Source organism: Mesorhizobium sp. M2E.F.Ca.ET.219.01.1.1 (assembly GCF_004016445.2).
Classification (GTDB): Bacteria; Pseudomonadota; Alphaproteobacteria; order Rhizobiales; family Rhizobiaceae; genus Mesorhizobium.
This window is the reverse complement of sequence record NZ_SADT02000002.1, coordinates 80,141-100,883: the sequence shown is the minus strand read 5'-3', so window position 1 is coordinate 100,883 and position 20,743 is coordinate 80,141. Positions and strand designations below refer to the sequence as shown.

The following is a 20,743-nucleotide window of genomic DNA, read 5'->3' as shown; positions in this document are numbered from 1 at the left end:
ATGAGGAAAAGGCACACGACGAAGGACAGGCTGATCACCGTCGCGCTGCATATCGCGCTTGTCGCGGGGCTGTTTTTCGCGGCCTTCCCGATCTACTGGATGCTGAGCAGCTCGTTCAAATCGAACACCGAGATCTTCGCCCTGCCGCCAACCATCCTGCCGAAGGCCTTCACGCTGGAAGCCTATGCAGCGATCCTTGGCGACCCGGTCAAGCTGCGCTTCTTCTTCAACAGCTACTTCGTGGCCTTCGCGGTGACCGTGCTGACGGTGCTGATCGCCTTGCTCGCGGCCTATGGGTTCAGCCGCTTCAATTTCCGAGGCAAGGGCAGCCTGAACACACTCATCATCAGCACGCAGACGATTCCGCCGATCACGCTTCTGATCCCATTCTTCGGGCTCGTCGTCTCGTATCGCATCTTCGACACCTATACCGCGCTGATCCTCACCTATCTGGTCTTCACCCTGCCCTACGCGATCCTGCTGATGACCGGATATCTGAACACCTTGCCGCGCGATCTCGACGAAGCGGTGGCCGTCGACGGCGGCACCAGTTGGACAGCTCTCTGGCGGGTGATCGTGCCGATCTCGCTGCCCGGCATCGTGGCGACGTCGGTTTACACCTTCCTTTTGTGCTGGAACGAGTTCCTCTTCGCGCTGACGCTGACGAAGTCGACGTCGATGCGCACCGTCCCGATCGGCATCCAGCTTTTGATGGGGCAGCATGCTTTCGAATGGAACCAGATGATGGCGATGAGCGTGCTCGGCTCGCTGCCGCTCTTGCTGATCTACCTCATTGCCCAGAGGTTCTTCCTCGCCGGCATGACCGCTGGCTCGGTCAAATAGGCACGCCCCGCGGAGAACCAAGGATTGAAAGGATGAACGTGAAAGACCTCAAAGTCGGCTGCCAGACCTTCACCTGGGAAATGCTGGGAGACCGGTTCTCCGGCGGCCCCGATGATCTCATCAAGGCGATCGCCGATGGCGGCTATGCCGGCATCGAGATCACCGACACGATGATCGGCCGCTACGCCAGCAAGCCATCGGAATTCGCCGCCGCGCTGAAGTCGTCCAGCCTGACGCTGGTTTCCTTCGCCTTCGGCTCGAGGAGCGGCTTTACGCTCAAAGAGAAAATCGGCGAGGATATCGACACCGCCAAGCGCTGGATCGACTTCGCCGCCGCCTTTCCGGGCGCGCTGGTGTCGATGGGCTCGGCGACCGTCGTGTCGGACGGGCCGCGCGAGCACAAGTTCGCCATCGCCGCGGAAGTCTACAACAAGGCCGGCGAACTCGGCCGCAAGACCGGCGTCCAGGTCGCGGTGCATCCGAGCTCGCACCACAACACGCTGCTGTTCGACCGTGCCGATTACGACCGCATCTTCGCCCTGATCGACGCTTCGCTGGTCGGCTGGGTGCCGGACACGGGGCACATATTGCGCGGCCACAAGGACATGGCCGACACGCTCACGACCTATCGCGACCGCATCCGCTACGTGCATCTGAAAGATGTCGACGCGAACGGCACTTGGGCGATGCTTGGCAAGGGCGTCTGCGACACGGCAAAAGTGATCGAGATCGCCGGCGCCGCCCCCAACTTCAACGGCTGGCTGATTCTGGAAGAGGAGTCCGAGACCGCTGCCGCCGATCCGGCCGGCGCGGTGAAGACCAATCGCCAAACCATGCGCGGCTACGGAGCCTGACGATGATCGCCAAGAAAGACCGTCGCCTTCGCGTAGGTGTGCTCGGCTGCGGGCCGATCGCGCAATTCGCGCATCTGGAATCCTGCGTGAAGGCAAGCAACGCCGACCTCTACGCGATCTGCGATGCGGCGCCCGATCTGCTCGCGCGCATGGGCGCCACCTACGAGCCGCGGAAGATGTATGGCGACTATGACGAGATGCTCGCCGATCCACAGCTCGAGGCGGTGATTGTCGCCACGTCTGACGCCTATCACGTGCCGATGTCAATCAAGGCGCTGGAAGCCGGCAAGCATGTGCTGTGCGAGAAGCCGATCGGCGTGTCAGTCGCGGAAGGCGAGAAGCTTGCCGAGGCAGTCAGGCGCTCGGGCAAGGTGCTGCAGGTCGGGCACATGAAACGCTTCGACCCGGCGCTGGAGGCGGCGCGCGATTTCGTGCGTGACGAGATAGGCGATATCCTGGCGCTCAAGGCCTGGTATTGCGATTCCACCCATCGCTACACCAACACCGACGCGGTGCAGCCGTTGCCCGTCACAAGCAAGCTGGCGAGGAAGCCGGGCGGCAATCCGAAGGCGGACCTGCGGCAGTATTTCATGCTGGCGCATGGCTCGCATCTCGTCGACACGGCGCGCTTTCTATGCGGCGAGATTACCGCCGTTCGCGCCCGCCTCAACGAGCGCTTCGGCGCCTATTGCTGGTTCGTCGAGACCGAATTCGCCAATGGCGCGCTCGGCCATCTCGATCTCACCGTCGCCGTGCGCATGGACTGGCACGAGGGCTTCCAGCTCTACGGCCAGAACGGCTCGGTGATCGCGAAGACCTTCAATCCCTGGTATTTCCGCGCCAGCGAGGTCGACATCTTTCACGAGAAGGACGCGACCTCGCGCAAGCCGCTTGGCGCCGACGGCCATTTCTTCCGTCGCCAATTGGAAGGGCTCGCCGACGCGGTGCTCGACGGCGCGCCGCAGCGCGGCGCCACGGTCGAGGACGGGCTCGCTTCCATCCGCGCCATGGTGGCGATCGCCCGTTCGGTCGAGAGCGGCGCACGCGTCGAGCTCGCCAATGTGACGGGGGCGGTCTGATGCAGGTCGGGGTGTTTGCCAAGACTTTCCCGGGCAGCGAGCCGACCGGCGTGCTTGCCGCTGTCCGAGATGCGGGCTTCGCGGTCACCCAGTTCAACCTCGCCTGCGCCGGCCTGCCGTCGATGCCCGACGCGGTTCCGGACGCGGCAATCGACGCCATCGGTGCTGCTGCCAAGGCGACCGGGATCGGTCTCGTCGCTCTCTCCGGCACCTACAACATGGCGCATCCGGACAGCCGGATGCGCGGGGATGGACTGCGACGGCTGGCGGTCGTCATCGAAACCGCGGCCAGGCTTTCGATTCCGCTTGTCACGCTCTGCACAGGAACGCGCAATGCCGAGGACCAGTGGGCACACCACCCCGACAACACCGATCCATCAGCCTGGGCCGACATGGCGCTCGAGATGGAGAAGGCCCTGCTGATCGCCGAGCGCCACGGCGTCGATCTCGGCATCGAGCCGGAGCAGGCCAACATCGTCACCTCGGCCGAAGACGCCGTGCGGCTGATCGCCGAGATGGGCTCGCAGCGGCTGCGCATCGTGCTCGATCCAGCCAATCTGTTCGAACAGGCCAATCTCGACGAGGCGCGCGCCATCGTTGCCGAGGCGGTCGAGCGCACCGCCGATCATGTCGCGCTTGCGCATGCTAAGGATCGCTTCGCCGACGGCCGCTTTGTCACGGCCGGACAGGGCGTGATCGACTTCCCCGATTTCATCGCTCGCCTGAAGGCCACAGGCTTCGACGGGCCGCTGGTGACACACGGGCTATCAGCCGAGGAAGCACCTGGGGTAGCGCGTTTCCTCAAGGAGCTGGTGTGATGGCGGGGCCGATGGCGCTTCTTCGCGACGGCGCGACGCTGCTAGGCACCGACACGGGCGAAGGCCCGGCGGTGGTGTTCCAGCACGGGCTCGGCGGCGGCGAGGCGCAGGTCGCGCAGACTTTCCCCACCGGCTTCCGCCGCATCACGCTGGAATGCCGCGGCCATGGCGGCTCCAGCCTCGGTGAAGGGCGGCCGTTCTCGTTCGAAATGTTCGCCTACGACGTGCTTGCCGCAGCCGACCGGGCCGGCCTCGACCGCTTCGTCGCCGGCGGCGTTTCGATGGGCGCTGGAATCGCGCTGCGCCTCGCCTGCCGCCATCCGGAGCGCGTCGCCGGCCTCATCCTGGTGCGGCCGGCATGGACGTTCTCGCCAGCGCCGCAGAACCTGCAGCCGATCGCCGAGGTCGCCGAGCTCCTCCTCGAACATAGCGCCGACGAGGCAAGGACGATCTTCGCACGATCGGACACTGCTGCACGGCTCTATCGCGAGGCGCCCGACAATCTCTCCTCGCTGCTTGGCTATTTCGACCGGCCCGACGCCAAAGCCTTCGCGCAGGTGCTTGCCAATATTTCGGCCGACGGACCCGGTGTTTCCGAAAGCGATGCCGCGAGGCTCGACATACCGGCGCTGGTCATCGGCAACGAAATCGATGCCGTGCACCCATTGTCGACCGCACATGCACTGGCCGTCGCGATACCGAACTCGACCTTTGCCGAGATCACGCCCAAGGCGCGCGACAGCGCGAAGCATTTCGCCGAACTGCACGAGCAGATCAGCTTGTTCCTTCATTCCCACTCGAAAGCCCGGAGCCTCATTCCGTCATGATCGCCAAACCTCTCTCCGGACCCGCGGCCATAGCCGGCCTGCCGCGCAACCGGCTCATCGGTGAATTCTCGCTGTGGTCGGCGGATCTCGCCAACATGGAGCGCGACCTGAAGCGGATCGAAGCCCATGCCGACCTGCACCACATCGACGTGGCGGACGCCCGCTTCACGCCCGGCTTCCTGTTCTTCCCGGATCTGGTGGCGCGCATCGCCAAGCTGACGGCCAAACCGATCCACGTGCATTTGATGGTCGAGGCGGAAATCGTCGAGGCACAGACCCGCCAGTTCATCGAGGCCGGCGCCGACCTTGTCACCATCCACGCCGAAAACGGCGAGGCCGGGTTGCGCGCGGTCAAGCTGGCGCATGAGCTCGGCGCCGAGGCGGGCGTGGTGCTGCGGCTAGAAACGCCGATCTCCGCGATCGCGCCGTTCCTGCCTGACGTCGCCTTTGTGACGCTGCTCGGCACCTCGATCGGCGTCAAGGGGCAGAGCCTGTCCGAAAAAGCCTGCCCACGCCTGATCGAGGCGCGCGCGCTGATGCGAAAAGCCGGCCGCGAGGCCGACATCATTTTGGCAGCCGATGGCGGCATCCGCCATGAGACGGTGCCGCTGCTGCGCGCCGCCGGCGCCGAAACGGTGGTGCTCGGCTCGCTTGCCTTCGGCGACCCCGACCTCGCGCAGCGCATGGCCTGGTTGCACGGGCTGAGGGCCGCCGCCTGATGAGCACGCTTGCGCTTGCCTTCGATCTAGGTGGCACCGAGCTGCGGGGCGCGCTGATCGGGCGCGGCGGCGAGGTTGTGGCGCGCGTCTCGGAACCGACGATGACTGAAGCGGGATCGGAGGCGGTCATCGGCCGGATCATCGCGCTCGCCGAAAAGCTGCTGGACGACCACCCGCAGGCCAAAGTGATCGGTATCGGCGCCTGCGCACCTGGTCCGCTCGACCCCAAGGCAGGGATCGTCATCGGACCGCCGACGCTCTCCGGCTGGCACAACGTGCCTATGATCGACATTTTGAGCCGGCAGTTCGGGCTGCCGGTGCGGTTGGAGAACGATGCCAATGCGGCAGCGCTCGGCGAATGGCGCTTCGGCGCCGGCCGAGGCGCCGGCTCGCTGGTCTTCGTCACCGTGTCGACCGGCATCGGCGGCGGCGTGATCGCCGACGGCCACATCTATCACGGCAGGCGCGGCTTGGCGGCCGAAATCGGCCACATGACGATCACCGGAGAAGGCGATCGCTGCTTCTGCGGCAATGTCGGCTGCTTCGAGGCTGTCGCTTCGGGCACCGCTCTCGGGCGCCGGGCAACGCGGCTCACCGCGCCTGGCGACGGATCGGTGCTGAGACGTGTTTCCAATGACGGCGATGTCTCCGCCCGGCATGTCGTCGAAGCCGCTCGGGCCGGCGATGCCAGCGCCCGCGAATTGGTCGAGGCCGAGGCGCGATGGCTCGGCGTCGGCTTCACCAATCTTCTGCATCTTTATTCGCCCGAGGTGATCGTCATGGGCGGCGGACTGGCCAACGGCTTCGACCTGCTGGCGCCGAGGATCAGGGCAACGATCGAGGAGCGGGCCATGCAGGCCTATCGCGACGTGCCGATCGTGCCGGCCGAGCTCGGCGACCGCGCCGGGCTGGTCGGCGCGGCAAGCCTGATCCTGTGGGAAGGCGAGCCGGGCACGGCGTTGGCCATGGTGCAGAACGACTGAACCGGGAGCTCGCCGGAGAAGCCCGGCCGCCCCGAGGGCGGTAAGTCCGGCCGAAGCTGAAGTTGCACAGGGCGTGCAAATCTATCGATCGGCGAAGATCATCGAAGGGCGCCTTCCCCACATCTCAGACCTAAAATGCACGGTATTCCATTTTAATTCTTGACGTACGTAAAATTATTTCCAAACATGCGATAACGCTGAGGTGATATCGTCAGCGCTCTGGGAGGAGCAACGCCTGATATGAAAGAAACCCGATCCGGGCGCCTTATGCGCGCACCAGCTTGTCTTTCCAACGCAAGCGCCGGGCTCGCGTATGTTTCGTCAGCCATGCCGTTCGCAGAACAACGAGCCGACAATCAAAAATCCGGAGGAGGAAGATATATGCGCATGTTCAATTGCCTGGCGCTCGGCGCTGGCCTGCTTGTCACGCCGCTCGCCGTGCCTGCGCACGCCGAAGAGGCCAAGGTCGCGGCGATCGTCAAAGGCCTCGACAATCCGTTCTTCCAGACCATGCAGAAGGGCATCGAGGAACAGGCCAAGGCCGACGGCGTCGGTGTCATCGTGCAGGCCGCCGCCAATATGGGCGATGCGACGGGGCAGGCCGACAAGCTGACGGCCATGGCCCTGCAGGATTATGATTGCTACCTGGTCAATCCGATCAGCGTCTCCAACCTGGTACAGGCGCTCGTGCCGGTCGCCCAGAAGAAGAAGCCGATCGTCAACATCGACTCGACCATAGATGCCGAGCAGGCCAAGGCCGCGGGCTTCGCCGTGTCAACCTATATCGGCACCGACAACGTCGCCGCCGGCGCGCTGGCCGGCGAGGAGATGCTGAAGCTGGTGCCGAAAGGCTCCAAGGTGGCGCTGATTGCCGGTATCGTCGGCGACGTCGGCTCGAACGCCCGCATCAAGGGCTTCAAGCAGGCGGTCGAGGGTAAGCTGGAAGTGGTGGTTATGGTGAGCGCCGACTGGGATCGCGAGAAGGCGCTGACTGCTGCAACCGACATCCTGGCCGCGCATCCTGATCTCGCCGGCTTCTTTGCCGCCAACGATATCATGGCGCTCGGCGTCGAGCGGGCCGTGCGGACGTCCGGCAAGGACGTCAAGGTGATCGGCCTCGACGGCATTGTCGACGCGCTGAAATCGGTCGCCGCCGGCGAACTCTCGGCCACCGTCGCGCAATACCCCTATGTGGTTGGCGCGATGGGCGTCGAGGCGTGCAAGCTTGCCGCCATGGGAAAGGAACTTCCCGCCAACGTGCCTGCGCCGGTGCTCCTCATCAACAAGGACAATGCGGAGGCCTCGCTGAAGAACTTCCCGCGTCCAGGCGGCGACTATCCCGATCCCTTGCGCGAGATGCTGAAGTGAGCCTTCCAGCCGACAACGCGCCCGCCTCTCGACAGGCGGGCGTCCACGAGGAGAGCCGCCCCTCCCTGACGGCTCTCCTCATCGATCCTTCCTTCTGGGCCGACTGGGCATCCGTCGTCGGCCTGGTGGGTCTCCTCATCCTGTTCGGCCTCACCTCGCCGGTCTTCCTCACCGTCGCCAACATGCAGGCGATGCTGCTTGCAGCGGCGATCCTGGTGGTGCTGTCGATCGGTCAGACCTTCGTTGTCGCCACGTCTGGCATTGACCTTTCGCTCGCAGCCTCCGTCATGCTCGGCGCGGTCATCCTCGGCCTGGTCAATGCGGCAGGTCTTGGCATCTTCGCCGCCTGCGTGCTCGCGGTGCTCGCCACCAGCGCCATAGGCTTGATGAACGGCGTGCTGATCACCGCCGGGCGTATTCCCGATTTCGTCGTGACGCTCGGCACGCTCTCCGGCATCACTGGTCTTGGCCTCATCCTGTCAGGCGGCGAGCCGACCATGGTGGGCTCGACGTTCCTGCTCAAGCTTGCGTCAGGCTATCTCGGGCCGTTCGGCTATCCGGTCTGGGTCGCGATCGCGGCCGTCCTTGTCGCGCATGTCGCGCTCTACCACACGCGGTTCGGCGTGCATCTGCTTGCCACCGGCGGCCAGGCCGAGAGCGCCAGCGCGCTCGGCATTCGCACGAACCGGGTCAAGATCGCCGCCTATACGATCTCCGGCTTCTGCGCCGGCATCGCGTCGATCCTTCTGGTGGCGCGCATCGGCTCGGCCGAACCGCAGATCAACACGAGCCTGCTCCTGAACTCCGTGGCGGCCGTGGTGCTGGGCGGCGTCAGCCTGTTCGGCGGACGCGCCAGCATCCTGGGACCGGCCATCGGCGCGCTGATGCTGACGGCCCTCGTCAACGGGCTGACGCTGCTCAGCGTCTCGGCCTTCTATCAACCACTTGCCGTGGGCGTGATCGTGGTCCTGGCGGCGCTTATCATGCGGTATCAGAAATGAGCACCGTCAATCACATCGCGCCTTCCGAGGCGATCCTCGCCTGCCAAGGCCTGAGCAAGCATTTCGGCGGCATCCGCGCCTTCACCGATGTCGGGTTTCAAGCCCGGCGAGGTGAGGTCACTGCAGTCATCGGCGACAATGGCGCCGGCAAGTCGACGCTCATCCGATGCCTGGTCGGCGTGCATGTGCCCGATGGCGGCACGATCTATTTCGACGGCCGCCAGCACCCGTTCTCCAATCCGGACGAGGCGCGCAAATCGGGCATCGAGACCGTGCACCAGAACCTGGCGCTGATCGACGAATTGACTGTGGCGCAGAACCTCTTCCTCAACCGTGAGATCGTGCGCCGCATCGGCCCTTTCGCCCTACTCGACCGCAAGGCGATGAAAGACCAGGCGCGCGCCATGTTGTCACGGCTGTCGATCAACGTGCCGTCCGTGACCCAGCGCGTCCGGCGTCTCTCGGGCGGCCAGAGGCAGGCGATCTCGATCTGCCGCGCGGCTGGGTCCGGCGCCAAGCTGGTGGTTATGGACGAGCCGACGGCGGCGCTTGGCGTGCAGGAAACGGCAAATGTCGAGGCCCTTATCCGCAAGCTGCGCGAGCAAGGTGTAAGCGTCATCCTGATCAGCCATAATTTTGATCAGGTGCGACGGCTCTCCGACCAGATCTGGGTGATGCGTGCTGGCAAGATGGTAGCGACGGTGCGCTCATCCGAAACCACCGGCAACGAGCTCGTGGCGATGGTGACCGGCGCGGCGTGAACGCCGCGTCGCGCTTGGAGATTGAAACAACTAGCAAAGGAGTTTGGCGTGGCGCTGATCCGTGTCGGGCTTGTGGGTCTTGGAGAGGTCGCGCAATCGATCCATCTGCCGGTGTTGGCCGACCAGCGCGACCGCTGGGTCATCGCCGGCGCCTATGACGTATCACCGAGCCTGGTGAAACTCATCACCTCGCAATACCCAACCGCCAAGGCCCATGAAAGCGCCGAGGCGCTGATCAATTCGCCGGACATCGACGCGGTCTTCGTGCTCTCATCGGACGACACGCACAGCCGCTTCGTCCGCGCCGCGATCACAGCCAACAAGCATGTGCTGCTCGAAAAGCCGGCCTGCCTGACGGTGCGCGAGATCGACGAGCTGATGGCGCTGAGCAAGGATTATAAAAAGACGATCTTCGTTGGCTACATGCGCCGCTACGCGCCGGCTTATCTGGCGGCGCGAGACGAGTTGCCGGCACACGGAGACATCACCCATGTGCGCATTTTCGACCTGATCTCGGAAGGCCGGCATTTTCTCAAGAAAAGCCAGAACGTCCTCTACCCCGCCGATATCGACGCTACGATCCTTTCGCGCGGTGCCGAGGAGCGCGACGCGCTGATCCGCGAGGTGGTCGGAAAAGACGCATCGGCCGACCTCGTGCGCGCCTATCGCGGCCTGACGGCGCTCTCCTCGCACCACATCTCGGCCATGCGCGGCTTGATCGGCGAGCCGCGGCGCGTGGTGGCGGCGCACCGCACCAATGGCGGCGCCAATACCAGCGTCACCTTCGACTATGGCCACTTCGCCTGCCTCTATGACGCGGTGGTCGACGATCTCGGCCTGTTCGACGCCATGATCGAGGTTCGCTCCAACACCAAACGGGTACGGATCATCTACGACACGCCCTATATCCGCAGCCTGCCGACGCGCCTGGAGGTGACGGAGGCCGGGTCGCTTGGCCCAGTGACGAAGGCCTTCGGACCGCTCTATGGCGATGCCTTCTCTAACGAACTGGAGACATTCCACCGCCACATTATGGAGGGCACAAAGCCGGTCACCGACCTGGCGGACTCACGACGCGACCTTGCGCTGATGGCCGAGATCATCGCACGGATGAGAGAGAGCGGCGGGAGATAGGGTCGCTCGCTACGGCACCAACGCGCTTGGAACTGGCAGCGGCCGGCAAGGCGGCCGTTGCCTCTACGGGCGCGAGCATTATTTCGCCTGCCACGGCCGCGCCCATGCTCGATTCGAACGGCCGGATCCTCGGCCGCCTCGACGCATCCTACTCCAACGAGGCTCGCTATTTCTGCTGGAATTGACAGGGCCAATTTTCTGGCCTGGTCAAGCCAGAAGGCAACTCAGCAAGCCATGTTGAGCTGCCATTGGGACAGACCCGCCGATTTGGAAAGATCGAGGCCCTCGATACGGGTCAGAAAGAAAAAAGCGCCGTCAGAGTCTATCGGCGCGGTGAACGTCGCTCCTCGGAAGTCCGCCCGCGCGAGAACTATGCGCTCGGCAATTCGCGACGAGCCCTGTTTCTTGCTGACGTGTGCATCGACTGGTGACAGCGGCAGCCTTCGTCCTTGCAGCGTTGTTTTCCAGTTTCGGCGCCATCCTCCTGCTGCACCAGCCAGACCTTTCAGGACATAGGGGACCCCTTGTCTGATACCGGTCATGTCGGCCGTGGTGGTCGAGGCACCTCGATCCAGGGGCCGCCGAGGGACATCTGAACGCTGGGAAAGGCTATCGAACTGCCCCCCTGCTCGCGCTGGCGCGTCGTCCTCGAGCGATTACGAACTCTGCCGGGCCCTCTTGCCGAGATAGAGCTCCTGCATGACCGGCGACAGTTTCAATTGCTCGATGCCGCCAGACGCCACGATGCGGCCGGAATTCATCAGATAGCCTTGCTCGGCCACCGAGAGTGCAAGTCCGGCGTTCTGCTCGACGAGCAGCACAGCGGCGCCAAACTTCTCGCGCACGTCGATGATGATGCCCTGCAGCTCCGACACCAGCAATGGCGACAGTCCGAGCGAGGGTTCGTCGAGCAACAGGATCCGTGGTCTGGCCATAAGGCCGCGCGCGATGGCCAGCATCTGCTGCTGGCCGCCGCTGAGCGTGCCGGCCTTGGCGCCGCGCTTCTTGGCAAGGATGGTGAAATAGTTCTCCATCAGGGTGATGTCGGCTTCGACCGCATCCCTGTCCTGGCGGCAGTAGGCTCCAAGCAAAAGGTTCTCGCGCACGCTCATGTCGGCGAAGACATGGCGGCCCTCGGGCACCATCACGACGCCGAGCGCAGCTTTTTCATCGGCGTGCAGCGCGGTGACATTGCGGCCCTCGAAGGTCACCGTGCCGCGCCGCGGCTTCACCAGACCGGCGATGGAACGCAACAGGGTCGTCTTGCCGGCCCCGTTGGGCCCCAAGATGGTGACGATCTCATTTTGGCCGACCGCGAGCGAGACGTCGCGATTGACCGAGACGGGCCCGTAGCCGGTGTCGACATGCTCTACGGCAAGCAGGTTCATGACGCGGCCGCCTTCTTGTCGGGACCGAGATAGACCTCGCGCACCTTGGGGTCAGAAAGCACCTCTCCCGGCGGACCTTCGGCGATCTTGGTGCCGAAATCGAGCACGACGAGGCGGTCGCAGAGGTCGGCCATCATGTCCATGTCATGGTCGATGAGGCAGACGCCAATGCCTTGCGGCGGCAATTGCGCGATGACCGCCGCGAACGCCTGCGCCTCGCTGTCGTTCAGCCCAGCGCCGGGTTCGTCGAGCAGTAGGAGTTCAGGCGAGACGCCGAGCGCGACGGCCAGCCCAAGGCGTCTCAGGCTGCCGAAGGGCAGCGATCCCGCTATCGCCCTGCCGAGCGGCGCCAGGCCGACAAAGTCCAGGATCATGCCGGGCGACGCCCACCGGCTGTCGTCCCTCCTGCCCTGCTCCCAGGCGATGCGGACATTTTCGTCGACGGTCAGACCGGGAAACGACATCGCCTGCTGGAACGTCCGCACCAGCCGCTTTCGCGCGATGCGGTGCGCGCCGATATTGGTTATGTCCTGCCCTTGCCAACGCACCGTGCCGCCGGTGGCCGGATGGACGCCGGCGACGACATTAAACAAGGTCGTCTTGCCGGAGCCGTTGGGTCCGACGATACCGACGACCCGGTCGGTGTCGATGTCGAGATCGATGCCGTTGAGCGCGACGACGCCGCCGAACTGCTTGCGCAGACCCCTCACCTCAAGCGCGGCCATTCGAGCCTCCGCCTTGCGTCTCGAGCCCGCCTCGAATCGCCAAATAGATGTTCTTGATGCCGGCGCCGACTCCGCCCGGGAGAAGGAGGATCACCAAAAGCAGGCAGATCCCATAGGCGATGCGGGCATCGACCGGCTCGAGGTTCAGCACCTCGGGCAGGAAGTTGACGATGATGGCGCCGATCAGCGGCCCGTAGAGATAGCGGGCGCCGCCCAGCATGACCATTAGCGCCAGGTAAAGGCTGGGAAAGGCGCCGAACAGCGTCGGCGAGATGTGGCGCAGGTAATAGAGCTGCAGCACGCCGGCGAGGCCGGCGAACAGGCCTGACACCATGAGCACGCCAAGCTTGTGCAGGTCGACATTGATGCCGACCGAACGCGCCAGCTGCTCGTTCTCGCGGATGGCCCGCAACGTCCGGCCGTAGCGCGAAATGCCGATGAGATAGGTCGCGGCGAGCGCCAGGAAGAGCGCCGCCAAGACCAGGTAATAGTTGTTGGAGAGCTTGTCGAAATTGATGCCGGGCAAGGGCGTCACCGACCCGACATCGAGGCCTGTCGCGGATCCGGTGAAGGTGCCGCCATTGGTGAGCACGATGACGAAGAGGGCGCAGAAGCAGAAGGTGATGATGATGTAGTGCTGTCCGCCCACCCGCAGCGTCGGCAGACCGATGACGCCGCCGACGATTGCCGACAAGGCCATGGCGAAGGGCAGCGAGGTCCAGAAGCCCAAGCCGAGCTGCACGGAAAGGATGGCCGAGGCATAGGCGCCGACCCCCATCAGCGCCGCATGGCCGACCGACATGATGCCGGCCTGGCCGAACTGCAGACCGAGGCCGTAGAGGCCGATCGCCGTGTAGAGCGTGGTGATGGCGATCGACAGGAAGCGGTAGCCGAGGCCGAGCCAGGGCAAAGCGATGAGCAGCCCCGCCAGCAGGATTGCCGTGATCGCCTGGACGCCGGCCGGCAGCGGAACGGCGGCGTTGTCCGCCGTCAGAAGCGCGAGCCGATCCCGTGGCCTGACGCCTTCTGGCGCGCCGCCTGTCTTGCCGGCGCTCTGGTCGATCATTGGCATCGACATCTCACGATGCCTTCGGCCCGAGGGTGCCGCCGAGCAGCCCCTGGGGCCGCAGCACCAGGATCAGGATCATCACGACCAGCGAATAGGCGTCGGTCCATTCCGGATATCCGTAACCGGCGCTGAGGCCGTCGACGAGGCCGAGCACCAGGCCGCCGACGACGGCGCCGCCGACATTGCCGAGACCGCCGATCAGCGAGACCGCGAAGCCGCGGATGATGATGACGCTGCCGGTGAAGGGCGTGATCGGGAACAGCGAGATCATCAGCGCGCCGCCTATGCCGGCAAGCAGGCTGCCATAGATGAAGACGCCGGTGACATAGCGGCGCACCGGGATGCCCATCAGCTCGGCGGTGTCGCGGTCCGAAACACTCGCCCGCAACGCCATCCCATAGCGGCTGCGGGAGATGCCGAAATAGGTTATCGCCACGATGACGGCCGTTATCGCGACGACGATCGCGCGCATGGCGATGATGTCTACGCCGCCGATCGTCCAGACCAGGCCGACCGGGTCGGTGATGCTCTTCTGGAACTCGTTGAAGACGCGGATGACGGCGTGCTGCAGGATCACGCTGAGGCCGATCGACATGATGAAGCCGTTCATCGGCCGGTTGAGCGTGAAGCGGAACAGGCATCTTTCGGCGGCAAAGCCGAGCGCTCCAACCAGCAGGCCGGCCAACACCAGCGCGACGAAGAAGTTCATGCCGGTGCCGACCATGAACCAGGTCGCCATGCCCCCGACCATCAGGAACTCGCCATGCGCGAAATTGACGATGCCGGCCAGGCCGAAGATCAGCGTGATGCCGATGCCGATGAGAATGGTGACGCTGGCAACCGAGAGGCTGTTCACCAGTTGCTGCACAAAAATGTCCATAATCAAATCCGGGTGGCGAACCTGCAGGGAAGGAGATGGGCGGAACATAGCCGCCCATCCCGATTTTGGATTTTGTCGCGGGCCGGCTCAGCCGCCGTTGTCGCCGGGCGGCGGTGCGGCCGGCGGTTGCTCGACCGCGCATTTGAACTTGTCGGATGTGTTGGGTTCGACCATGCAGACCTCGGTCGCGAAGGTGACCTGATGATGCTTGTTGAACACAAGCGGCACAGGCGACACGACGCCCTTGTAGTCCGACTTCAGGAGCTCTGCGACCACCGCGTCCGGATCATCGATCTTGCCGACCTTCTCCAGCGCCTTAGCGTACCAGAAGAAGTAATCGTAATAGAGCAGCGAAACGGAGGACTGCGGGCCCTTGGCGGCGCCGAGGCCGAAATACTTGTCGAAATACTGCTTCACCTCGGGGTATGGCGAGGAACCCCAGCAGACCGGCACGCAGCTCATCGTCACCGGCACGTCCGCCTTCAGGCTACGCTCCTGATAGATGCCCGGATCGACGCCGAACAGGAAATAGGACGGGGCCACGCCGAGCTTGAGGGCTTGCGGGAAGGCTGTGAGGGTTGAATCGCCGTTGTACCAGAAATGCACGATATCAGGCTTCATGCCCTTGATGCGGGTGAGCAGCGGCGAGAAGTCGGTCGTATCCGGCGGATACTGCACGAGGTCGACTTTCTGGCCTTCCGCCTCGAGCGCCTTGACATAGTGCGACGACAGATACTGCCCGGTCGCGTCATTGCCCACGAACACCACCGAATGCTTCGGCGGCGACTTCAGCTGCGGCGTGAGCAGCGACAGCACCCCCTTGGCGGTACTGCCGCTGCGCTGCCATTCCTGCGGCTCGCTCTGGAACGTGTAGTGAAGCCAGCCGTCCTCGGCGACCGCCTTGTCGTCGAGCACGGCGCCGAGCGAGCTGTTGCCGGAAAACTGCAGGACCTTGGCCGGGCCGGTGATCTTGGCCATGGATACCGAGAAGTCATGCGTCTCGGTGCCCCAGATCGCCTTTACGCCAATGTCGTTGACCAGCTCGCGCGCGGCCGCGATGGTGACGTTCACATCCGTCCGGTTGTCGCGGATATAGAGTTTGATCTTGTAGGTCTTGTCGCCGACCTTGATGCCGCCGGCGTCGTTGATCTGTTGCGCCGCCAGATTGGCCGCACCGACGATGGTGTTGCCGGCCGAAACGAACGAGCCCGACTGCGCGGCGATGACGCCGATGGGCAGTTCTTCGTCGGCACGTGCCGTCTGCAAAGCCATGGCGAGCCCCGCGGCCACCACTGCTAACCCAAGTCCTAGCTGTCTCATGCATGTTCCTCCCGTTACATGACCAACTTGTCATACAACCCTATTACCATGTAACAAGGTTGTCAACGTGACTTCCGGCACGAGGCGAGCTGCGGCGAGGTGCCAGCGGACTCAGATTGGACCTGTGTGAGTCGGGGTCCAGGCGAGAGGCTCGCCCGGCTTGCGGATCGGGTAACTGGTTGGGATCGGGACCGCCCTCGACGCGTCCGGGATGGCTCGGCCGCCAAAGACGGGAAGCGATCAGAGCCGTGTCACGGCGTCACGGCGACGGTATGGTCAAGCGGTACGCCTCGATGGCGGAAGTGCCAAAAATTTGCGACCGTTCTTCTTCTGACAGCCCGGAGAGGCAATCGTCGAGGGCGCGTTTGACCGATTGATAGTCGGCGGCGACCAGGCAGACCGGCCAGTCCGAGCCAAACAGGCATCGCGATGGGCCGAAAATGGAAAGGACCTCGTCCACATAGGGCTGCAGATCCTGTTGCTTCCAGTGCCGCCAATCGGCTTCCGTGACCATTCCGGACAGCTTGCACCACACATGGTCGCGATGCGCCGTGAAGCCTTGCATCAATCCGGCCCACGGCTCCATCGCGTGCTGCGCAATGCGCGGTTTTGCGATGTGGTCCACCACGAAACGCAGGTTAGGATGCCGCTCCACAGTCTCCAGGGCGGCCGGAATCTGCGGCTCCTTCAACAGCAGGTCATAGACCAAGCCGGCATCGCCGACAGCCCCCAGCCCGCGCTGGACATCCTCGCGCAAGAGCCAGTTCGGATCCGCCTCGTTGTGGACGAGGTGACGGATGCCGACCAGGTAAGGGCCATCCGGCCGCGCCTTCAGCTCGGACAATGTGGCCGCAACCTCGGGGTCGGTGAGGTCGACCCATCCGACGACGCCTGCGACGAAATCGGTCCGGCTCGCCATCGACAGGAACGCCCGCGTCTCGACGAGCGAATGCCATGTCTGGACAAGGATCGTCTTGTCCACGCCGGCAGCGGCAAGGGCCGGCCTAAGGTCCTCGGGCGAAAACACGCGGCGTATGGCGGCGTAATCCTCCGTCATCCAGCCGCAGGAGCCATCCGCTGGGTCCCAGAAATGCTGATGGCCGTCGATCACCATGGCGCTCACCAGCGCTGGTGCACGGCGGCCTTTATGCGCCGCTCGTAGATGTCGGCGATGCGCTCCATCACCTGCGGCGACAGCGCCGGCAGGTCGGACGCGGCGGCGTTCTCCTGCGCCTGCCGGACGGACTTGGCGCCCGGAATGGTGGCCGTCACGGCCGGGTTCATCAGGATCCAGCGCAGTGCCCATTGCGCCATTGTCGCGCCTGGCGGCAGCAGCGGCCGCAATTCCTCGACCGCCTGCAGGCCTTCCTCATAATTCACGCCGGAGAATGTCTCGCCGACGTCGAAGGCCTCGCCCTGCCGGTTGTAGCTGCGGTGGTCCTTGGCGCTGAAGCTGGAATCGCTCTTGAACTTGCCGGACAAGAGCCCGCTGGCCAGCGGCACCCTGACGATGATGGCGACGTCCTTCTGGCGCGCCATGTCGAAGAACAGCTCCGCCGGGCGCTGTCGGAACATGTTATAGATGATCTGGACGCTGACGACGCCGGGATATTGCAGCGCCTTGATGCCTTCCTCGACCTTCTCGACGCTGACGCCGTAGTGACGGATCTTGCCTTCCTCGACCAGCCTCTCCAACGCCTCGAATGTCTCGGGCTGGTAGAAAACCTCCGTCATGGGACAGTGGAGTTGGACGAGGTCGAGCACGTCGACCTCGAGATAGCGCAGGCTGCGCTCGACGAAGCTGGTCAGGTTCTGCCGATTGTAGCCTGACGCGACATGCGGGTTCAGCCGCTTGCCCGCCTTGGTGGCGACAATAGGCCTGACGCCGCCACGCCCCTTCAGCGTCTTTGCGATCAGTTTTTCCGCCCGGCCGTCGCCGTAGACATCGGCCGTGTCGATCATCGTCACGCCTGAATCGAGCGCTGCATTGAGCGCCGCGATGGCGTCCTTCTCCTCGACGTCACCCCAGTCGGCACCGATCGCCCAACTGCCGAAGCCGATTTCCGACACTTGCCAGCCGGTGCGGCCAAATCGCCTTTGATGCATAGAAACCACTCCTGAAAGCCGACGTCGTCTTGACGGGTCGTGCCCGCAGGAATATCAGATCGGATAGTTGTATGACAACCCTGTAAGCATGCAAAGGTGATGGCGAAAAGCGGCGGTTTTGGATCTACCGGCAGGCTGGAGGGCGATGGGATGTTCCTGGCATCGGAGCGTGGCGCCGATCGATGCCAACCCGATTTGGACCGTCAAGCCGCAGCCGCCGCTGATCGATACAAGCCACGAACCGATCGAGCGACCTTGCCCGATTTATTTCCCAGCGCTGTCGCGCAGCTGCTCGAAGCGCTTGTAGGAACGGGAAAGATGCAGCCGCATTGCACGCTGCGCCGCCTTGGCGTCGCGGGCCGCGATGGCGTCGTGGATCGCCCGGTGCTCGCGCCGCGTGCGCTCGAAATGCCGCTCGCGCTCGTCGGGCTCCAGGCGATCGAACTGCGTCCATTGGCGCGGGATCATCGCGGTGCCGAACGTGTCGAAAAGCCGGCTGAAATAGGCGTTGTGCGAGGCGAGCGAAATCGCGCGATGGAAAGCCGCATCCTCGGTCGCGGCAAGGCCGGTTTCGGCGATCGCCCGGTCGATGGCGTCGAGCTGCCTGGCAATGAGCGCAAGGTCCTTGGCGGTCCGGCGCGTGGCTGCCAGCGCCGCCGCCTCTCCCTCGACGCCCATGCGCAGCTCGAGCACCGCCAGGATCTCGTCGATCGATTCGACATCCGTCGGGACGATCGAAAAGGTTTTAGGCGGTGGCTCCTGGGCCACAAAGGCGCCGAGGCCCTGCCGTGTCGTGATCAGCCCGCGCGCACGAAGCGAGGCAAGCGCCTCGCGAACCACCGTCCGGCTCACACCCGTCGCGTTGACGATCTCCTGCTCGGTGGGCAGCCTCTGGCCAGGCGCAAGATCGCCGGCTTCGATCTGCGCGGCAAACTTGTCGACCAGCTCGCCCCTGAGGTTGGGGGACTGGCGAATGGCGCCGAACATTGCTCCCTCGCGATCCGTCATCGGAACACCGGCCCCTTGAATCGATTCTTGGGCCAAGGATCGCACCGCTTGGTTGCAACGGCAATCTTTCGTTTGTTTGAGCCCAACAGCAAGGGAAGACCAATATGAAGCAGCAAATCGGCTTTATCGGCCTGGGCGCGATGGGCTCGGGCATGGCGGCCAACCTTCTGGCCAAGGGCTGGCCGCTGACGGTCTGGGCGCATCGCAACCAAGAGGCGGCGCTGAAGCTGGCCGCCGCCGGCGCCCGCCAGGCGACGACGCCGCGCGCGCTCGCCGAAGGCTGCGACATCGTTCTCCTTTGCGTCACCGGCTCGCCGCAGGTCGAGGCGGTGGTGAAGGGTCCTGACGGCCTGGCCGCCGCCGGCAAGCCGCTGTTGATCGTCGATTGCTCGACCTCCAACCCGTCCTCGACGATCGCGCTCGCCGCCGAACTTGCAACTCAAGGCATGACGCTGATCGACGCGCCACTGGCGCGCACCCCCCAAGGAAGCCGCCGAGGGCAAGCTCGACGTCATGGTCGGCGGCGCGGCGGAAGTGGTCGCCCGCGCGCGGCCAGTGCTCGAAGCCTTCGCCGCGCGCATCGTCCACACCGGCCCGACCGGCAGCGGCCACACCATGAAGTTGCTCAACAATTTCGTCTCGATGGGCTATTCGGCGATCTATTCCGAGGCGCTGACGCTCGGCGCCAAGGCCGGGCTGACGCCGCAGGTCTTCAACAGCGTCATCTCCGGCAGCCGCATGGATTGCGGCTTCTACCAGGCCTTCTTCGACTTCGTGCTGAACCGCAACGAAAACGCCCAGCGCTTTGCCATAGCCAATGCGCTGAAGGATATGACCTATCTCGCCTCCTTCGCCCAGGCCGCCGGCATCGCCAACCCGGTCGGCGCCGTGGTCCGCAACGGTTTTGCGACGGCGGTGGCAACAGGGCACGGTGAGAAGTTCGTGCCGGCGCTGTCGGATATCGTTGCGGAGCTGAATGGGGTGTCGCTGGTGGTGCCGGCGGCTGAGTGAATTCGCACAGGGCGCACCCCCTCGGTCTCGGCTCGCGCTGACCGACAGAGCTGAGCCGCCGCCTACCCCGCCGCCTGCCCGCGCACGGCCTTCCTCAGCCTCGAATGCCGCGCCGACGATGCTGGCTTAGCCGCAGCGTTCCCTCCAGGGAGTCCTACGCGAGAAGCCGCACCTGCAAGATGCCGCGTCATGGCAGCGCTCGCGCCCTTCGCGTCGCCGGCCTTGATCGCCGCCAGGATGCGCTCGTGCTCGCCCAATGTCGTGCGCGCCATGTCGTCCGACTTCTGCTGGTTGCCGGCGGCCAGGATGCTCTCGCGCACCCGTTCCGAGACGAAGACAAGGAACTGGCCCATATAGGGGTTCTGGGTCGCCTCGGCGACGGCGCGGTGGAAGCCAAGATCGTTCTTCAGCCAGGCGACGCTGCCATAGGGAGCCGTGCGCATCCCGTCGAGCGCCTGTTCCATCGCCACAATATCGGCATCGGAGCGGCGGGTCGCGGCCAGGGCGGCGATCTGCACTTCAAGCATGCCGCGCAGCTCGAACAGGTTGCGGAAGGAATCCGCCCGCTGCAAGGTCTCATAGTCGATCGTCAGCACCGTCGCGTTGGTCGCGTCGGCGACGAAGGCGCCCCTGCCCTGCTGCGACCAGATACGGCCTTCCGAGCGCAGCCTGGCGATCGCTTCGCGCACCACGTTGCGGCTGACCCCGAAGGTGGTCGCCAGCGCCTGTTCGGTCGGCAGCTGATCGCCGGGCTTCAGGCGCCCTTGCGCGATCTCGCGCGAGATGGAACTCGCCACCAGAGTGGAGAGATGCGGACCGCGATTGACCTTGTCGAGCTTCAGCGTCATC

At 64.6% G+C, this 20,743-nt stretch carries 21 protein-coding genes and 2 pseudogenes; 13 read left to right on the top strand and 10 right to left on the bottom strand.

Going from position 1 to position 20,743, the window contains the following annotated elements; genetic code table 11:
* The 12 genes from EN862_RS10915 (at position 1) to EN862_RS36095 (ending at position 10,572) form a co-directional block, all read left to right on the top strand.
* Positions 1-843 (top strand): carbohydrate ABC transporter permease, encoded by an 843-nt coding sequence (locus tag EN862_RS10915; protein WP_127868461.1) that lies wholly within the window; start codon positions 1-3, stop codon positions 841-843.
* 32 nt (positions 844-875) lie between these two features.
* Positions 876-1,697, top strand: coding sequence for a sugar phosphate isomerase/epimerase (locus EN862_RS10910; RefSeq protein ID WP_127868460.1), 822 nt, complete (start codon positions 876-878; stop codon positions 1,695-1,697).
* A gap of 2 nt (positions 1,698-1,699) precedes the next feature.
* Entirely contained in the window at positions 1,700-2,776 is a 1,077-nt protein-coding gene (locus EN862_RS10905; protein WP_127868459.1) for a Gfo/Idh/MocA family oxidoreductase, read from the top strand.
* The gene (locus tag EN862_RS10900) at positions 2,776-3,594 is read left to right on the top strand and encodes a sugar phosphate isomerase/epimerase family protein (RefSeq protein WP_127868458.1); all 819 of its coding nucleotides are present in this window, start codon (positions 2,776-2,778) and stop codon (positions 3,592-3,594) included. Before EN862_RS10905 ends, EN862_RS10900 begins: the two co-directional genes overlap by 1 nt.
* Positions 3,594-4,421: an alpha/beta hydrolase gene (locus EN862_RS10895; RefSeq protein ID WP_127868457.1), complete on the top strand. Its 828-nt coding sequence runs from the start codon at positions 3,594-3,596 to the stop codon at positions 4,419-4,421. The genes EN862_RS10900 and EN862_RS10895 overlap by 1 nt, the downstream gene beginning before the upstream one ends.
* The gene (locus EN862_RS10890) at positions 4,418-5,140 is read left to right on the top strand and encodes a ribulose-phosphate 3-epimerase (protein WP_127868456.1); all 723 of its coding nucleotides are present in this window, start codon (positions 4,418-4,420) and stop codon (positions 5,138-5,140) included. Before EN862_RS10895 ends, EN862_RS10890 begins: the two co-directional genes overlap by 4 nt.
* On the top strand, positions 5,140-6,123 hold the full coding sequence (locus EN862_RS10885) for an ROK family protein (RefSeq protein WP_127868455.1): 984 nt from the start codon (positions 5,140-5,142) through the stop codon (positions 6,121-6,123). Before EN862_RS10890 ends, EN862_RS10885 begins: the two co-directional genes overlap by 1 nt.
* Before the next feature lie 381 nt (positions 6,124-6,504).
* The gene (locus EN862_RS10880; protein ID WP_127868454.1) at positions 6,505-7,491 is read left to right on the top strand and encodes a substrate-binding domain-containing protein; all 987 of its coding nucleotides are present in this window, start codon (positions 6,505-6,507) and stop codon (positions 7,489-7,491) included.
* Positions 7,488-8,492, top strand: a complete 1,005-nt coding sequence (locus tag EN862_RS10875) for an ABC transporter permease (RefSeq protein ID WP_127868453.1) — start codon at positions 7,488-7,490, stop codon at positions 8,490-8,492. Before EN862_RS10880 ends, EN862_RS10875 begins: the two co-directional genes overlap by 4 nt.
* Positions 8,489-9,253 (top strand): ATP-binding cassette domain-containing protein, encoded by a 765-nt coding sequence (locus tag EN862_RS10870; RefSeq protein WP_127868452.1) that lies wholly within the window; start codon positions 8,489-8,491, stop codon positions 9,251-9,253. Before EN862_RS10875 ends, EN862_RS10870 begins: the two co-directional genes overlap by 4 nt.
* Before the next feature lie 48 nt (positions 9,254-9,301).
* Positions 9,302-10,387 (top strand): Gfo/Idh/MocA family oxidoreductase, encoded by a 1,086-nt coding sequence (locus tag EN862_RS10865; RefSeq protein ID WP_127868451.1) that lies wholly within the window; start codon positions 9,302-9,304, stop codon positions 10,385-10,387.
* A gap of 26 nt (positions 10,388-10,413) precedes the next feature.
* Entirely contained in the window at positions 10,414-10,572 is a 159-nt protein-coding gene (locus EN862_RS36095; protein WP_189401948.1) for a hypothetical protein, read from the top strand.
* Here EN862_RS36095 and EN862_RS10860 read toward each other — a convergent pair.
* The 9 genes and pseudogenes from EN862_RS10860 to EN862_RS10820 all read right to left on the bottom strand — a co-directional run.
* Positions 10,554-10,755 (bottom strand): annotated as a pseudogene (locus EN862_RS10860) (pentapeptide repeat-containing protein); the annotation flags it as partial. The gene EN862_RS36095 and the pseudogene EN862_RS10860 sit on opposite strands and share 19 nt — an antisense overlap.
* A gap of 288 nt (positions 10,756-11,043) precedes the next feature.
* Positions 11,044-11,775, bottom strand: coding sequence for an ABC transporter ATP-binding protein (locus EN862_RS10855; protein ID WP_127868450.1), 732 nt, complete (start codon positions 11,773-11,775; stop codon positions 11,044-11,046).
* Positions 11,772-12,500 (bottom strand): ABC transporter ATP-binding protein, encoded by a 729-nt coding sequence (locus tag EN862_RS10850; RefSeq protein ID WP_127868449.1) that lies wholly within the window; start codon positions 12,498-12,500, stop codon positions 11,772-11,774. Before EN862_RS10850 ends, EN862_RS10855 begins: the two co-directional genes overlap by 4 nt.
* Positions 12,487-13,572 carry a branched-chain amino acid ABC transporter permease gene (locus tag EN862_RS10845; RefSeq protein ID WP_189522734.1) on the bottom strand — a complete coding sequence of 362 codons (1,086 nt, stop codon included), beginning with the start codon at positions 13,570-13,572 and terminating at the stop codon, positions 12,487-12,489. Before EN862_RS10845 ends, EN862_RS10850 begins: the two co-directional genes overlap by 14 nt.
* Positions 13,573-13,579: 7 nt before the next feature.
* Entirely contained in the window at positions 13,580-14,449 is an 870-nt protein-coding gene (locus tag EN862_RS10840; protein WP_127868447.1) for a branched-chain amino acid ABC transporter permease, read from the bottom strand.
* Between the two features lie 87 nt (positions 14,450-14,536).
* Positions 14,537-15,769, bottom strand: coding sequence for an ABC transporter substrate-binding protein (locus EN862_RS10835; protein WP_127868446.1), 1,233 nt, complete (start codon positions 15,767-15,769; stop codon positions 14,537-14,539).
* Positions 15,770-16,028: 259 nt separating this feature from the next.
* A complete protein-coding gene (locus EN862_RS10830) occupies positions 16,029-16,883 on the bottom strand; it encodes an amidohydrolase family protein (RefSeq protein ID WP_127868445.1) in 855 nt (284 codons plus the stop codon).
* A 5-nt stretch (positions 16,884-16,888) separates the two neighbouring features.
* Positions 16,889-17,875, bottom strand: a complete 987-nt coding sequence (locus tag EN862_RS10825) for an aldo/keto reductase (RefSeq protein ID WP_127868444.1) — start codon at positions 17,873-17,875, stop codon at positions 16,889-16,891.
* A gap of 264 nt (positions 17,876-18,139) precedes the next feature.
* Complete coding sequence (locus EN862_RS10820; RefSeq protein WP_127868443.1) at positions 18,140-18,883, bottom strand: FCD domain-containing protein; 744 nt, start codon at positions 18,881-18,883, stop codon at positions 18,140-18,142.
* A gap of 104 nt (positions 18,884-18,987) precedes the next feature.
* Between EN862_RS10820 and EN862_RS10815 the strand changes: the two are divergent.
* Positions 18,988-19,894: pseudogene (locus EN862_RS10815) on the top strand (NAD(P)-dependent oxidoreductase).
* A 62-nt stretch (positions 19,895-19,956) separates the two neighbouring features.
* Here the strand turns inward: EN862_RS10815 and EN862_RS10810 are convergent.
* Positions 19,957-20,742, bottom strand: coding sequence for a FadR/GntR family transcriptional regulator (locus EN862_RS10810; protein ID WP_127868442.1), 786 nt, complete (start codon positions 20,740-20,742; stop codon positions 19,957-19,959).
* Position 20,743 lies beyond the last annotated feature (1 nt).

What these genes read in the sequence shown, in the direction of transcription:
- EN862_RS10915 (WP_127868461.1), top strand. Translation starts at nt 1, where the DNA reads ATGAGGAAAAGGCACACGACGAAGGACAGGCTGATCACCGTCGCGCTG.
- EN862_RS10910 (WP_127868460.1), top strand. Translation starts at nt 876, where the DNA reads ATGAACGTGAAAGACCTCAAAGTCGGCTGCCAGACCTTCACCTGGGAA.
- EN862_RS10905 (WP_127868459.1), top strand. Translation starts at nt 1,700, where the DNA reads ATGATCGCCAAGAAAGACCGTCGCCTTCGCGTAGGTGTGCTCGGCTGC.
- EN862_RS10900 (WP_127868458.1), top strand. Translation starts at nt 2,776, where the DNA reads ATGCAGGTCGGGGTGTTTGCCAAGACTTTCCCGGGCAGCGAGCCGACC.
- EN862_RS10895 (WP_127868457.1), top strand. Translation starts at nt 3,594, where the DNA reads ATGGCGGGGCCGATGGCGCTTCTTCGCGACGGCGCGACGCTGCTAGGC.
- EN862_RS10890 (WP_127868456.1), top strand. Translation starts at nt 4,418, where the DNA reads ATGATCGCCAAACCTCTCTCCGGACCCGCGGCCATAGCCGGCCTGCCG.
- EN862_RS10885 (WP_127868455.1), top strand. Translation starts at nt 5,140, where the DNA reads ATGAGCACGCTTGCGCTTGCCTTCGATCTAGGTGGCACCGAGCTGCGG.
- EN862_RS10880 (WP_127868454.1), top strand. Translation starts at nt 6,505, where the DNA reads ATGCGCATGTTCAATTGCCTGGCGCTCGGCGCTGGCCTGCTTGTCACG.
- EN862_RS10870 (WP_127868452.1), top strand. Translation starts at nt 8,489, where the DNA reads ATGAGCACCGTCAATCACATCGCGCCTTCCGAGGCGATCCTCGCCTGC.
- EN862_RS10855 (WP_127868450.1), bottom strand. Translation starts at nt 11,775, where the DNA reads ATGAACCTGCTTGCCGTAGAGCATGTCGACACCGGCTACGGGCCCGTC.
- EN862_RS10850 (WP_127868449.1), bottom strand. Translation starts at nt 12,500, where the DNA reads ATGGCCGCGCTTGAGGTGAGGGGTCTGCGCAAGCAGTTCGGCGGCGTC.
- EN862_RS10845 (WP_189522734.1), bottom strand. Translation starts at nt 13,572, where the DNA reads ATGCCAATGATCGACCAGAGCGCCGGCAAGACAGGCGGCGCGCCAGAA.
- EN862_RS10840 (WP_127868447.1), bottom strand. Translation starts at nt 14,449, where the DNA reads ATGGACATTTTTGTGCAGCAACTGGTGAACAGCCTCTCGGTTGCCAGC.
- EN862_RS10835 (WP_127868446.1), bottom strand. Translation starts at nt 15,769, where the DNA reads ATGAGACAGCTAGGACTTGGGTTAGCAGTGGTGGCCGCGGGGCTCGCC.
- EN862_RS10830 (WP_127868445.1), bottom strand. Translation starts at nt 16,883, where the DNA reads ATGGTGATCGACGGCCATCAGCATTTCTGGGACCCAGCGGATGGCTCC.
- EN862_RS10825 (WP_127868444.1), bottom strand. Translation starts at nt 17,875, where the DNA reads ATGCATCAAAGGCGATTTGGCCGCACCGGCTGGCAAGTGTCGGAAATC.
- EN862_RS10820 (WP_127868443.1), bottom strand. Translation starts at nt 18,883, where the DNA reads ATGACGGATCGCGAGGGAGCAATGTTCGGCGCCATTCGCCAGTCCCCC.
- EN862_RS10810 (WP_127868442.1), bottom strand. Translation starts at nt 20,742, where the DNA reads ATGACGCTGAAGCTCGACAAGGTCAATCGCGGTCCGCATCTCTCCACT.